General features: G+C 63.4%; 12 protein-coding genes. 7 read left to right on the plus strand and 5 right to left on the minus strand.

What is annotated here, in order from left to right:
• The first annotated feature begins 87 nt into the window (after nucleotides 1-87).
• The 4 genes from ahcY (at nucleotide 88) to ABID58_RS23630 (ending at nucleotide 4,553) form a co-directional block, all read left to right on the plus strand.
• Nucleotides 88-1,509: an adenosylhomocysteinase gene (ahcY, locus tag ABID58_RS23615; protein ID WP_148751264.1), complete on the plus strand. Its 1,422-nt coding sequence runs from the start codon at nucleotides 88-90 to the stop codon at nucleotides 1,507-1,509.
• Nucleotides 1,510-1,669: 160 nt separating this feature from the next.
• The gene (locus ABID58_RS23620; RefSeq protein ID WP_354035037.1) at nucleotides 1,670-3,130 is read left to right on the plus strand and encodes a flavin-containing monooxygenase; all 1,461 of its coding nucleotides are present in this window, start codon (nucleotides 1,670-1,672) and stop codon (nucleotides 3,128-3,130) included.
• Nucleotides 3,131-3,323: 193 nt separating this feature from the next.
• The gene (locus ABID58_RS23625; protein WP_187434840.1) at nucleotides 3,324-3,479 is read left to right on the plus strand and encodes a hypothetical protein; all 156 of its coding nucleotides are present in this window, start codon (nucleotides 3,324-3,326) and stop codon (nucleotides 3,477-3,479) included.
• 144 nt (nucleotides 3,480-3,623) lie between these two features.
• Nucleotides 3,624-4,553, plus strand: coding sequence for an aspartyl/asparaginyl beta-hydroxylase domain-containing protein (locus ABID58_RS23630; protein ID WP_354035039.1), 930 nt, complete (start codon nucleotides 3,624-3,626; stop codon nucleotides 4,551-4,553).
• 70 nt (nucleotides 4,554-4,623) lie between these two features.
• Here the strand turns inward: ABID58_RS23630 and ABID58_RS23635 are convergent, their stop codons facing one another.
• Both ABID58_RS23635 and ABID58_RS23640 read right to left on the minus strand, forming a co-directional pair.
• Nucleotides 4,624-5,451 (minus strand): amino acid kinase family protein, encoded by an 828-nt coding sequence (locus tag ABID58_RS23635; protein ID WP_354035040.1) that lies wholly within the window; start codon nucleotides 5,449-5,451, stop codon nucleotides 4,624-4,626.
• Between the two features lie 11 nt (nucleotides 5,452-5,462).
• Complete coding sequence (locus ABID58_RS23640; protein ID WP_354035041.1) at nucleotides 5,463-6,275, minus strand: amino acid kinase family protein; 813 nt, start codon at nucleotides 6,273-6,275, stop codon at nucleotides 5,463-5,465.
• Between the two features lie 128 nt (nucleotides 6,276-6,403).
• Here ABID58_RS23640 and ABID58_RS23645 point away from each other — a divergent pair, with 128 nt between their 5' ends.
• Together ABID58_RS23645 and ABID58_RS23650 are read left to right on the plus strand one after the other, a co-directional pair.
• Entirely contained in the window at nucleotides 6,404-6,862 is a 459-nt protein-coding gene (locus ABID58_RS23645; RefSeq protein ID WP_354035043.1) for a YybH family protein, read from the plus strand.
• A 147-nt stretch (nucleotides 6,863-7,009) separates the two neighbouring features.
• Nucleotides 7,010-8,350, plus strand: coding sequence for an MFS transporter (locus tag ABID58_RS23650; RefSeq protein WP_354035045.1), 1,341 nt, complete (start codon nucleotides 7,010-7,012; stop codon nucleotides 8,348-8,350).
• A 64-nt stretch (nucleotides 8,351-8,414) separates the two neighbouring features.
• On the opposite strand, the gene ABID58_RS23655 is transcribed toward ABID58_RS23650, so the two are convergent.
• The 3 genes from ABID58_RS23655 to galE form a co-directional block, all read right to left on the minus strand.
• Complete coding sequence (locus tag ABID58_RS23655) at nucleotides 8,415-9,116, minus strand: fumarylacetoacetate hydrolase family protein (RefSeq protein ID WP_354035047.1); 702 nt, start codon at nucleotides 9,114-9,116, stop codon at nucleotides 8,415-8,417.
• Between the two features lie 35 nt (nucleotides 9,117-9,151).
• Nucleotides 9,152-10,954 carry an ABC transporter ATP-binding protein gene (locus ABID58_RS23660; RefSeq protein WP_354035049.1) on the minus strand — a complete coding sequence of 601 codons (1,803 nt, stop codon included), beginning with the start codon at nucleotides 10,952-10,954 and terminating at the stop codon, nucleotides 9,152-9,154.
• A 119-nt stretch (nucleotides 10,955-11,073) separates the two neighbouring features.
• Nucleotides 11,074-12,087 (minus strand): UDP-glucose 4-epimerase GalE, encoded by a 1,014-nt coding sequence (galE, locus tag ABID58_RS23665; protein ID WP_354035050.1) that lies wholly within the window; start codon nucleotides 12,085-12,087, stop codon nucleotides 11,074-11,076.
• Between the two features lie 126 nt (nucleotides 12,088-12,213).
• On the opposite strand from galE, the gene ABID58_RS23670 reads away from it, so the two are divergent.
• Entirely contained in the window at nucleotides 12,214-13,251 is a 1,038-nt protein-coding gene (locus ABID58_RS23670) for a glycosyltransferase family 4 protein (protein WP_354035052.1), read from the plus strand.
• Nucleotides 13,252-13,527 lie beyond the last annotated feature (276 nt).

The following is a 13,527-nucleotide window of genomic DNA, read 5'->3' on the forward strand; positions in this document are numbered from 1 at the left end:
GAACCCGGAATCTCGAACCTCCGGATTCCGGGTTCGCTCGTTTCACGAGCGCCCCGGAATGACGAGCCCAACAAACAGGAACCCCCTATGAACGCGAAGCCCGGCTTCACCGATTACATCGTCAAGGACATCTCGCTCGCCGAGTTCGGCCGCAAGGAACTCTCGCTGGCCGAGACCGAGATGCCCGGCCTGATGGCCACCCGCGAAGAGTACGGCCCGAAGCAGCCGCTGAAGGGCGCGCGTATTGCAGGCTCCCTGCACATGACGATCCAGACCGGCGTGCTGATCGAGACGCTGGCAGCCCTCGGCGCCGACATTCGCTGGGTCTCCTGCAACATCTATTCGACGCAGGACCACGCTGCGGCTGCGATCGCAGCCGCCGGCATTCCAGTGTTTGCGGTCAAGGGCGAGACGCTGACCGAGTATTGGGACTACACCGCAAAACTGTTCGACTGGCACGGCGGCGGTCACCCGAACATGATCCTCGACGACGGCGGCGACGCCACCATGTATGTCCATCTCGGCCTGCGCGCCGAGAACGGCGACACCGCGTTCCTGGACAAGCCGGCTTCGGAAGAAGAGGAAGTCTTCTTCGCGCTTTTGAAGAAGCAGCTCAAGGAAAAGCCGAAGGGCTACTTCGCCGAGATCGCCAAGAGCATCAAGGGCGTCTCCGAAGAGACCACCACGGGCGTGCATCGTCTCTATGACATGCAGAAGGCCGGCACGCTGCTTTGGCCCGCCATCAACGTCAACGACAGCGTCACCAAGTCGAAGTTCGACAATCTCTATGGCTGCCGTGAATCGCTGGTCGACGGCATCCGCCGCGGCACCGACGTGATGATGTCGGGCAAGGTCGCGATGGTCGCGGGCTTCGGCGACGTGGGCAAGGGTTCGGCGGCTTCGCTGCGCCAGGCCGGCTGCCGCGTGATGGTGTCGGAAGTCGATCCGATCTGCGCGCTGCAGGCGTCGATGGAGGGTTATGAAGTCACCACCATGGAAGACGCCGCGCCCCGCGCCGACATCTTCGTCACCGCGACCGGCAACAAGGACATCATCACCATCGAGCACATGCGCGCGATGAAGGATCGTGCCATCGTCTGCAACATCGGTCACTTCGACAACGAGATCCAGATCGCGTCTCTGCGCAATCTGAAGTGGACCAACATCAAGCCGCAGGTCGACGAGATCGAGTTCCCCGACAAGCACCGCATCATCATGCTGTCGGAAGGCCGGCTCGTGAACCTCGGCAACGCGATGGGCCATCCGTCCTTCGTGATGTCGGCGTCGTTCACCAACCAGACGCTGGCGCAGATCGAGTTGTTCGCCAACAACAAGGACGGCAAGTACAAGAAGGAAGTCTACGTGCTGCCGAAGACGCTCGACGAGAAGGTCGCGCGCCTGCATCTCGCCAAGATCGGCGTCAAGCTCACCGAGCTCCGCAAGGACCAGGCCGACTATATCGGCGTGAAGCAGGAAGGTCCGTACAAGAGCGACCACTACCGCTACTGATCCGCAGATCACATCGATCATCGACACAAAGCCCTGGAGCGATCCGGGGCTTTGTTGTTTCGGCGCATGGAATTCAACTCGCTTTGCAGTCGCTGCACGGCTGTTTGGCGATTGACGGCCAGCAGAGACGGGCGGACTATCGCCGCGGGCGGAGGAAACCATGCAACAAGAGCATTTCGACGTGCTGATCGTCGGTGCCGGCCTGTCCGGTGTCGGCGCGGGCTATCATCTTCAGACCAAGTGCCCGGGCAAGAGCTACGTCATCCTGGAGGGGCGCGACTGCATCGGCGGCACCTGGGATCTGTTTCGCTATCCCGGCATCCGCTCCGACAGCGACATGTTCACGCTCGGCTATTCCTTCAAGCCGTGGACCGATCCGAAGGCGATTGCCGGCGGGCCGCAGATCCTGAACTATGTGCGCGAGACCGCAGCCGAGAACGGCATTGAGGCGCACGTCCGCTTCCGCCATCGCGTCAAGCGCGCGGCATGGTCGACGCAGGAAGCGCGCTGGACCGTCGAGGTCGAGCATACCGCAGGGGAGGGCGCGACCGAGCTCGTGCGCTTCACCTGCAATTTCCTGTTCATGTGCTCAGGCTATTACAAATACGAGGCGGGCTATACGCCGGAGTTCAATGGCGTCGCGGATTTTGCCGGCCGCATCGTGCATCCGCAGAAATGGACCGAGGACATCGACTACGCGGGCAAGCGCGTCGTCGTGATCGGCTCCGGCGCGACCGCGGTGACGCTGGTGCCGGAGCTCGCCAAGACCGCGGCGCAGGTCACCATGCTGCAGCGCTCGCCGACTTATGTGGTGTCGCGCCCGGCGCAGGATCCCGTCGCCAACAAATTGCGCCGTAACCTGCCGGCGCGGCTGGCCTATCACCTGATCCGCTGGCGCAACGTGATGTGGGGGATGTTCTTCTTCCAGCTCAGCCGGCGGCGGCCGGACAAGGTGAAGAACCTGATCCTCGGGGGCGTGCGTATGGCGCTCGGGCCGGACTACGACATCGCCACGCATTTCACGCCGCGCTACAACCCCTGGGACCAGCGGCTCTGCCTCGTGCCCGACGGCGATCTTTTCAAGGCAATCCGCGAAAAGCGCGCCGCCGTGGTCACCAATGAGATCGACACCTTTACCCGCGACGGCATCCGCCTGAAGGACGGCAGCGAGCTTGCGGCCGACATCATCGTGACGGCGACGGGCCTGGTGCTCCAGGTGGTCGGCGGCCTCGAGATCAGCGTCGATGGCCGCGCCGTCGATTTCGCGAGCACGCTGACCTATAAGGGCATGATGTATGCCGACGTGCCGAACATGGCTTCGGCCTTCGGTTACACCAACGCGTCCTGGACGCTGAAATGCGATCTCACCTGCGAATATGTCTGCCGTCTCATCAACTACATGGACCGGCACAATTTCCGTCAGTGCATGCCGCACAATGACGACCCCGAGATCACCGCGCAGCCGTCGCTCGATTTCACCTCTGGCTATGTCCAGCGCTCGGTCGCGAAGATGCCGAAGCAGGGCTCGAAGCAGCCGTGGCGGCTGTACCAGAACTACGCCTTCGACATCGTGTCGCTGCGGTTCGGCAGGATCGACGACGGCGTGATGCGATATTCCTGATCACGCCGCCTCCGCTTCTATGCCTTGCGCGGAGTGAGCTCGCCGAGTTGTCGCGTCGCGGCTGCCAATGCGTTGTTTTGCGTATACGGCCGCCCGGCTGAATCGGGGATGGTTCCGAACAGTTAACGCCGGATTAACGGATGAGTCCTAGCCTGTCTCGGCCGGGGTTACTCGCAAGGCCGAGGTGAGCCCAATGGAAGCCCAGAAGATCGCGGTCGACGCCGTCGTCGCGCTGACCGATTGCGACCGCGATGCCGTCGTCGCCTTTATCCGCCGGCTCTATCTCGCCGGCGTCACCGACCCCAAGCGCCTGACCTTCAAGGGTCTCCAGGCACTGGCGCGGGCTTGATTCGGCTCGTTTCGGTCCGCTTCGGCCCGATCTCTCCTCGGATGTTCTCCCCAGAGTGACCGCAACCCAGCGGTGAATATCTTGCCGCTCGGGCTGGGTCGCGTTAGATCACGTCCCCGGTTGTGTCACTCGGGAACTTGGGGAATGCTAAAGCAGCTTTTTGCGCCGCAACTTGTCATTTTGTATGTGCTCGCGGCCTCGACGATTTACGTTCACTTCCGTGGCAAGCAGCGGCTGCGCTTCGCGCGCCAGCTCGGCGATCACTCGACCTATCTCGCGCCCTACAATGTGCTGATGTACGCGGGCTCGGCCGTGCCGAACAAGCCCGTCATCTCCGTCGAGCAGTTTCCCGAACTGAAGCCGCTCAGCGAGAACTGGGAGACCATCCGCGACGAGGCCGTCCGCCTGTTCGACGAAGGTTTTATCCGCGCGGCAGCAAAGAACAACGATTGGGGCTTCTATTCGTTCTTCAAAAGCGGCTGGAAACGCTTCTACCTGAAATGGTACGACGACTTCCTGCCCTCGGCGCGCACGCTGTGCCCGAAGACGGTGGAGCTGCTCAATTCGATTCCGAGCGTGCATGGCGCGATGTTCGCGATGCTGCCGCCGGGCGGCAAGCTCGGCGCGCACCGCGATCCCTTCGCGGGCTCGCTGCGCTACCACCTCGGCCTGGTGACGCCGAACTCGAACAAGTGCCGCATCCTGGTCGACGGCGTCGAATGCGTCTGGCGTGACGGCGAGGCCTTCATGTTCGACGAGACTTTTATTCACAGCGCGGAGAACGCGACCGACGTCAACCGCATCATCCTGTTCTGCGACGTCGAGCGTCCGATGAAGTACGGCTTCATGGCCGCGATCAACCGCTGGGTTAGCCATCGCATCGTCAAGGCATCGGCAACCCAGAACGTCGACGGCGAGAGCGTCGGCGTGCTCAACAAGGTGTTCGGCAAGCTCTACGAGATCCATCTCGGCAGCCGCAAGATCAAGGAGTGGAACCGTAACGTCTACTACACGCTGAAATATTCGCTGACGGCGTTGATCCTCGGCCTGATTGTGCTGTCAGCGCTGCGGTGACGATCTCGGAATCAAAAAGCCCCGGAGCGATCTCCAGGGCTTTCTGTTTGTGGATACGCTCCAGCCGCAATCAGGCAGTCTTAGCGCCTGTCTGAATGGTCGAGCCCACATGCTGCCCGCGCAGTGCCGCGCTGATCCGGCCGGGCACGAGGCCGTTGACCACCTGCACGCGCGCGATGTGCCGTGCATTCGCCATCACCTCGAGCAGCGCAGGATCGAACGGCAGCGTGCCCTTCAGCTTCGCGAGTTCGGCGAAGCTGGTTTCTTTCAGCAGCTCGGCCGTTTTGCCATCAGCGCCATTGGGATCATTGGTGTAGACGCCGTCGACGTCCTCCACGATCGTGAGGCCGGCGGCCCCAAGCGCATCGGCGAGCAGGAAGGCGCCGGTGTCGGCGCGATGCAGCGGGATGCGCGAGGTCGGGAATTCGTGATGGTGGTAGGGCGGGAAGGCGCTGCCGACGACCGCGCGCGCCGCCGCGAGGTGGATCGCGAGCTGGCTCGCAATGGTCGGATGCTCGACATAGGAGACGCCCTCGGGTGCGAGCAGGCTCGCCAGGATATGGCCGTTCTGGCCGGCCTCGCTGGCGGCGAGCGGCGCGAGCGAGCCGACCGGCAGGCCGAGGTCGAGACCGACGCTGTAGAGATGGCGGGCACGGATGCCCGCGCCGGTCAGGATCAGCAGGCGATGCTCGGGCAGCAGCGATCGCAATTCATCGACGAGCGGCAGGATCGCTTCGTGACCGCGATCCATGATGCGGCCGCCGATCTTGATGACCTGCAGCCAGGGCAGCAGCTTGATCGGGCGATTGCCGGCGACAGGACGGGTGAGATCGCTGTCCAGAAGGGTCTGGCGGGCGAGCGGCGAGGCGACGTGCTTGATCTGGTTGGTGTCAGCCATAACTGCTCTCTTCAGCTCGCGGTGATGATGGTGCCGACATGCTCGCCCGCGAGCGCGCGGGTGAGGTTGCCGGGGACAAGGCCGTTCACGACCTGCACCTGACTGACGTGGCGCGCCGCGGCGAGGAGATCGAGCACCGGGAATTCCAGGATGGAATCCTGCAGACCCTTGGCCTTCATTTCCGCCACCGAGATTTTCGGAATGAAGGTCGCATTATTCGATGTTTTCGGGTTTGCTGTGTAAAGGCCGTCCTCGTCCTTCACATAGATCATCGCCTTGCAGCCGAACTGCTCGGCGACGAGGAAGCATCCGGCGTCGGTGCGGTAGGGCGGGATCACGCCCTCGGCCGCCGGCCGCATCCACAGGCTATAGGGCGGCATGCCACTGAAGATCACCGCGTTCACTTCGGCGAGGAACAGCGGCACGGACGATAGCCCGGCGCTGCTGACGGCAGAGATGCCGTGCTTGGCAAGCAGCTGTCCAAGCATCGCGGCGTTCTGGTCGGCCACGGAAGCGCCGAGCTGCGACAGCACGCCGGCCGGCAGGCGAAGCCCGGCGGCGATCGAATAGAGATGCCGCGCGCGGGTGCCGGCGCCGGTGCCGATCAGGAGCTTGTGGGCTTTACGGGCCGCAACAATCTCCTCGACGATCGGATAGACTGCGGCGCGACCGCGATCGATCATGCTCTGTCCGCCGATCTTGATGACGGTTGCGTCCGGCAGGATGCGGAAGTCCGAAGCTTGCTCTGCGGCGGCGACAAGCTGTGGGTCGGTGAGCGAGCGCTGCATCAGCAGCGCTTCAAGCTCGGTGGTCGTGGTCGACATCAGAGACACCTCTCGTTGTCAATGCGGCGACCCCTCCGGTCCTGACCGCGTGTGGGAGTCTTGCTGGATAGTTCGGCCCGTGGCAACAAAGATTGCCGGGATTGAGTTGCCCGAATATGGAGCAGGCGATGGCCTCCTTGCCGACCGCGAATACCGATATAACGCAGTTCTTTCGTCAGTGGCTGGAAACCTTCGCGGGTTATGTCCGCGAGGTCGACTATGCCTCTGCGCGGCCGCTCTTCCATCCTGACGCGCTGGCTTTCGGCACGCATAACGATGTCATCCCCGGCCTCGATCAATGGGTCGCGACGCAATGGGACAACGTCTGGCCGAAGACGACCGACTTCCGCTTCGTGCTCGATCAGATCGCGATCCTGGCATCCCCCGACGGCACGATGGCGACGGTGATCGCGCCCTGGACGAGCACGGGCTATCATCCCGATGGCAGCGCATTTCCGCGTCCCGGCCGGGCGACGATGGTGTTTTCAAGAGACCGAGATGGTTGGCTGTGTGTGCATTCCCACATGTCGCTCAATCGCGGTGTGCCGCAGACGAGCCACGCCAATCGGCCTGTGAAGGCTTGGTAGAGGGCGGTCACCGCGGGCTCCATCGGCGACTAAAGTCTTAGCCTCTCGTTCCAGCCTGCTGGAACCATTGGAACCTGATATCGTTTGTTCCGCAACGAACAATCGATGAAAACGCGCAAGTGGGGGTCTATCGGAGGGAGCATTCCGATGGCAACACTCGACCTTGATGTCACCCAACTCACCACATCCGAGCATCAGCGCCAGCTTCGTCGCGCCGTGATCGCCTCCACGATCGGGACTGCGATCGAATGGTATGATTTTTTTCTCTACAGCACCGTCACGGGTCTGGTTTTCGCAAAGCTGTTCTTTCCGCACTCCGATCCCTGGGTCGGCACGCTGGAGGCGTTTGCGATCTACGCGGTCGGCTTCGTCGCGCGCCCGATCGGCGCGGCCATCTTTGGGCACTATGGCGACCGCATCGGACGCAAATCCACTTTGATCGCGACCCTGCTCTTGATGGGACTGGCGACTGCCGCAGTGGCCGTGGTGCCGACCTATGCAAGCATCGGCATCTGGGGCGCCGCGATCCTGACCGTACTGCGATTCATTCAGGGCGTTGGCGTCGGCGGCGAGTGGGGCGGCTCAGTGCTGATGTCGATGGAATGGGCCCGCAACGATCAATCCCGAGGATTGATCGCATCATGGCCGCAATTCGGCGTGCCATGCGGCCTATTTCTCGCCAATCTTGCCGTGCTGGCGTTCAGCCAGATGGCGGGCGATCAGTTCCTGGCGTGGGGGTGGCGCATTCCGTTCGCGCTCAGCATCATCCTGGTCGGTGTCGGCCTCTACATCCGGCTCGGCATTCTCGAAACGCCCGTGTTCTCAAAGCTCGTGGCTGAACGTCAGGTCGAGCGCACGCCGATGCTGACCGTGATCCGGGAATATCCGAAGGAGATTCTGCTGTCCGCGTTCGCGCGCATGTCGGAGCAGGCGCCGTTCTACATCTTCACTGCCTTCGTGTTCTCCTATGGCATCGGTACCCTGCACGTTTCGCGCGACTTCCTGCTGACCGCGGTGCTGTCGGCCTCGGTGCTGTCCTTTGTCTCGATCCCGCTCTGCGGCCACATCTCCGATCAGATCGGCCGCAAGAACATGTACATGCTCGGTGCTGCCGCGACGGGCATCTTCGGCTTCATTTATTTCGCGATGCTCAATACCGGATCGCCAACCATCATCTTCCTGGCGATCATCCTGTCGCTGATTCCGCATGACATGCAGTATGGACCGCAAGCCGCGTTGATCGCCGAGAGCTTTACTGGACGCCTGCGCTACAGCGGCTCCTCGCTCGGCTATCAGCTCGCATCCGTGATCGCCGGCGGCCCCGCGCCGCTGATCGCCGCCTGGCTATTCGGCACGTTCCACTCGGCGACCGCCATTGCGGTCTATATCGCGATTTGCGCAGTCATAACGCTGGCCGCAACCGCGATGATGACCGATTACACCGGGAAGGACATCAACGCGGCGGGCGCGCACGAGCGGCGAATTTGAGACCACAAAAAGCCCCGGACGCCATCTCCGGGGCTTTGCTTTTCCCGTGATCTCGAGGTCAGCCTTATTCCGGCTGGCCGATGCTCACCTTCAGCGTGCCGACGCCGTCGACGCCGCATTCGAGCTTGTCGCCGGGCTGGAGCTGCGACACCCCGGCCGGCGTGCCGGTCATGATGATGTCGCCGGCGGCGAGCTTCACCTGCTGCGAGAGCTGCCAGATGATTTCCGGCACGTTCCAGATCAGCTCGTTGAGGTCGCCCTTCTGGGCTTCCTTGCCGTTGACCGTGAGCCAGATCTTGCCCTTGGCGGGATGGCCGATCTTCGAGGCCGGCTGCACCGCAGAGGCGGGCGCCGAGCCGTCGAACGACTTGCCGATCTCCCACGGGCGCTCCTTCTTGCGCGAGGCGATCTGGAGGTCGCGGCGGGTGAGGTCGATACCGACGGCGTAGCCGTAGACGTGGTCGAGCGCCTTGTCGGCGGGAATGTTGAGGCCGCCGCTCTTCATCGCGACGATCAGCTCGACCTCGTGATGCAGATCCTTGGTCAGCGGCGGATAGGGAATGGTGGCGCCGTCCGGCACCAGCATGTCGGCGTGCTTGGCGAAGAAGAACGGCGGCGCGCGCTCGTCATTGCCCATCTCGCGGATGTGCTCGAGATAGTTGCGGCCGACGCACCAGATGCGGCGCACCGGATAACGGCCGGCCTCGCCGACCACGGGAAGCGAAGCCTGGGGCGGAAGCGGGATGACGTAGGAGGCGGCGTTCATGAAGCGATCTCGCTGCTCTTGAGGTGGACGGAACTTTATGCGGTGGCGCTGATCGGCGCCAGAGCGCCGGCGTCGCGATGTTGCAGGCGGAAGAACGAGGCGTAACGTCCCGAGCGGCGCAGCAGCTCGTCATGCCGGCCCTGCTCGACGATCTCGCCGCCTTCGACGACCAGGATCGCATCCGCATGCATGATGGTGTGCAGGCGGTGCGCGATCACGATGGTGGTGCGGTTCTGGCAGAGATGCTCGATCGCCTCCTGGACCTGCCGCTCGGACTCGGAATCGAGCGCGGCGGTGGCCTCGTCCAGCAGGATGATCGGGGCGTTCTTGAGCAGCGCGCGCGCCACCGCAATGCGCTGGCGCTGGCCACCCGAGAGCTGCGTGCCGTGTTCGCCGACCGGGGTGTCGTAGCCGAGCGGGAAGCTCATGATGAAATCATGCGCGCAGGCTGCCTTCGCCGCATCGATGATCTCGCTCTCGCTCGCGCCTGGTTTGCCGAAGGCGATGTTGTTGCGGATGGTGTCGCGGAACAGATAGACGTCCTGGCCAACATAGGCGGTCTGCGCCCGCAGCGATTTGCGCGACACCGCCCCGATCGGCTGGCCGTCGATCACGATGTCGCCTTGGCTCACCTCGTAGAAGCGCAACAGCAGCGCCAGCACGGTCGACTTGCCGCCGCCAGAGGGGCCGACCAGCGCGGTGACCTTGCCGGGCTCGGCGACGAAACTCATGCGGTTGAGCACGGTCTCATTGGCGCGATAGCAGAAGCTGACGTCGCGCAGCTCGATCCGCGCATCGGAGAGTTTGAGCGCCGGCTTGCCGTCGTCGGAATGCTCGCTGGCCGGGCTGTCGACGACCTCGAGCAGCATGCGCGCGCCGACGAGCTGGCTGTTGAGGTCGATGTTGAGCCGCGCCAGCCGCTTGGCCGGTTCGGTCGCCATCAGGAAGGCGGTCATGAACGAGAAGAACGCGCCGGGCGTGGCGTTAAGCGCGACCACGCTGTAGCCGCCATAAAGCAAGCAGCCGGCGACCGCGAAGCCGCCGAGCATTTCCATCAGCGGGTTGGAGCGGTTGGCGACGCGGGCCATCTTGTTGGCGTTGCGCTCGACGATTCCGATGTTCTCGTCGATGCGCTTCTGCATGGTGTCTTCGAGCGTGAACGCTTTCACCGTGCGGATGCCTTGCAGCGATTCCTGCATCGTTTCCATGATGTCGGCGGTGCCGGTGAACTGGTTGAAGGCGAGGCCCTTGATGCGCTTGACCAGCTTGCGCAGCACCAGCATCGCCGGCGGCACCGCGACGAGCCCGATCAGCGACATCAGCGGATCCTGCCACACCATCACGCCGATCATGGCGAGCAGCATCAGCAGATCGCGCCCGATGGCGTTGACCAGCATGTTGAGCACATCGGTGATCGACTTGGCGCCGGCCGTCAGCCGGGCCAAAAATTCGGACGAATGCCGCTCGGAGAAGAAGCCGACGCTCTCGCGCATCAGCTTGGCAAACAGCTGGCGCTGGTTGGTGGCGAGGATGGCGTTGCTGATCTTGGTCAGGATCACCATGTGGCCGTAGGTCGCCACGCCCTTGATGAACAGCAGGATCACGGTGACGCCCGAGAACATCGCGATGCCCGGGATGTTCTTGTCGACATAGGCCTGGTTGATGACCTGGCCGAGCACGTAGGTCGCGCCTGCGGTGGCGCCTGCGGCCGCCGCCATCAGCGCAAAGGCGACGAGGTAGCGCCGCCAGTAGACGACGCCCTGTTCCGTGACCAGGCGGCGAATGAGGACCATCGCCTCATAGGGATCGTCGGTGATTTTCTTTGGAAACTGCGCCATCCGTAGTCCATTGACGGCCAAGGCGAAAAGCCTGCCCGCGCGTCAGGGATCGAATGGCCTCTGTGCCCGCTAAAGCTACGCTTTTCAAGCCCAATTAAGGGCTTGCGCCTGGAGGGATTTTAGGCCGAGACGGCGTGGCGAAGCTCGCCATGGCGCTCGCGGAACAGCTTGTCCTCCCAGGCCAGCGCGTGCGCAGCGATGGTCTCGAGGTCCTCATATTGCGGTTTCCAGTCGAGCAGGCCGCGGATGCGGCTGGTGTCGGCGACCATGGTCATGATGTCGCCGGGCCGACGCGGGGCGTATTGCACGGCGAAGCTGCGGCCCGACACCCGGCGTACGGCGTCGATGGTTTCGAGCACCGAATAGCCGCGGCCATAGCCGCAGTTCAGCGTCGTCGAGGCGCCGCCATTGCGCAGGTAAGCCAGCGCCGAGCGATGCGCCTGCGACAGGTCCGTGACGTGGATGAAGTCGCGGATGCAGCTGCCGTCCTGGGTCGGGTAGTCGGTGCCGAACACGTCGATCTTGGCGCGCTGGCCGGTCGCGGCTTCCACCGCGATCTTGAGCAGATGCGTGGCGCCGGCGGTGGCGAGGCCAATGCGGGCCTGCGGGTCGGCACCGGCGACGTTGAAATAGCGGAGCACGACGTACTGCATGCCGTAGGCGGCGGCGACATCGTGCAGCATGATCTCGGTCATTAGCTTCGACGAGCCGTAGGGCGACAGCGGCCGCGTCGGCGCGTGCTCGGGCACCGGCACCTGGTCCGGATTGCCGTAGACGGCGGCGGTCGAGGAGAAGATGAAGCGGTTGATGCCGCGCTTGACTGCGACGTTGAGCAGGTTGCGCGCGGTCATGAAATTGTTGCGGTAGTAGCCGAGCGGATCGCGCATCGACTCCGGCACGACCACCGAGCCGGCGAAATGGATGATGCTCTCGATGTTGTGCTGGGCGATCACGCCCTCGAGTAAATTCTCGTCGCCGGCATCGCCAATGAACAGCGGCACGCCTTCGGGCAAGTAAGCGGAGAAACCGGTGGAGAGATCGTCGATCACGACGACGTCCTCGCCGGCTTCCGCCAGCGCCAGGACCGTGTGACTTCCGATATAGCCGGCGCCGCCGGTGACTAGCACAGTCATGATCTCACCCGTCTTCGATCAACGCACCAAGTTAACGTTTGCGCGGTGAAGAGGGGGTTTCGGCAGCCCTGAACTGGTCACTATGCTTAATGTTGCGTATAGGGGGCGTACCAGACGGAGCATGACGTGGCGAATTTTCCGGACGATCTGCAGGTGATCGTACCAAATCTGCACAGGCGCTATTCTGGGGTCACCGCGACCAACCGGATGGTGGCGCCGCGGCTGGCAAAACTCTATCGCGCCGCATGGTTCGGATCGGACGCGCCGGAGGGGATTGCGCGGCTGGGCGCCGCCGATGTCCTGAAACTGTGGCGCCGCAAGTCGCCGCTGATCTGGCATGCGCGCCGCAACAACGAGATGATCGCAGGCGTCGTGCTGCGCGCGCTCGGCTGGCCGCTCAAGCTCGTCTTCACCTCGGCGGCGCAGCGGCATCACAGCTGGATCACGCGCTGGCTGATCCGGCAGATGGACGCGATCATCGCGACGTCAGACATCTCGGCCTCGTTTCTCAAAGTGCAATCGACCGTGATCCCGCATGGCGTCGACACCGACGTCTATGCGCCGCCGCACGATCGCGCCGCGGCCTTCGCGGAAAGCGGCTTGCCGGGCCGTTACGCCATCGGCTGCTTCGGCCGCGTGCGCGCGCAGAAGGGCACCGATGTGTTCGTCGATGCGATGTGTAGATTGCTGCCGCGCTATCCGGATTTCACGGCAGTCATCGTCGGACAAGTCACGGCCGAGCAGACGCCGTTTGCGAATGATCTGAAGAAGCGCATCGAAGCAGCGGGCCTCCAATCGCGCATCGTCATCACCGGCGAATTGCCGATCGAACAGGTGCAGCGCTGGCACAAGCGGCTGACGATCTACGCCTTCACCTCGCGCAACGAAGGCTTTGGCCTGACGCTGATCGAGGCGATGGCGGCCGGCAGCGCGCTGGTCGCTGCGCGCGCCGGTGCGGCCGAACTCGTGGTCGAGGATGACGTGAGCGGCGTGCTGATCCCGACCGGTGATGCGGAGGCGCTGATGGCTGCGCTCGAGCCGCTGATGCGCGACGTGGCTCTCGCGACCGCGATGGGCGAGCGCGGTCGCGCCCGCGTGCTCGAAAAGTTCAGCCTCGACGCCGAGGCGGCGCGGATCGGCGAGATCTATCGTCCGCTGCTCTGAGCGACCGCAGACAAAAACGCGAAACAAGCCCATGCACAGTAGCCCGAGGCAGCAAAATCAACGGCTTGCCGGGCAGGCACGGGAAGGTGCGGATTTTACGAATTTCATTTGACTCGTCGGGCAAAACAAGGGCACGATGTCATGATCGGCGTAGCTTCGGTGGCTACTTGAGTCAAAACGCCGCCTTCGCAAGCGTCAGCGACGCTGCCCTTTCTCCGCGAATGAACTGACAACGTCACTAAGGCAAGCGGGCGGAAATCGAGACCCTTTTGCTGG

The sequence above is a fragment of the Bradyrhizobium sp. S3.2.6 genome, assembly GCF_040546885.1.
In the GTDB taxonomy this organism is placed as follows: Bacteria; Pseudomonadota; Alphaproteobacteria; order Rhizobiales; family Xanthobacteraceae; genus Bradyrhizobium; species Bradyrhizobium cytisi.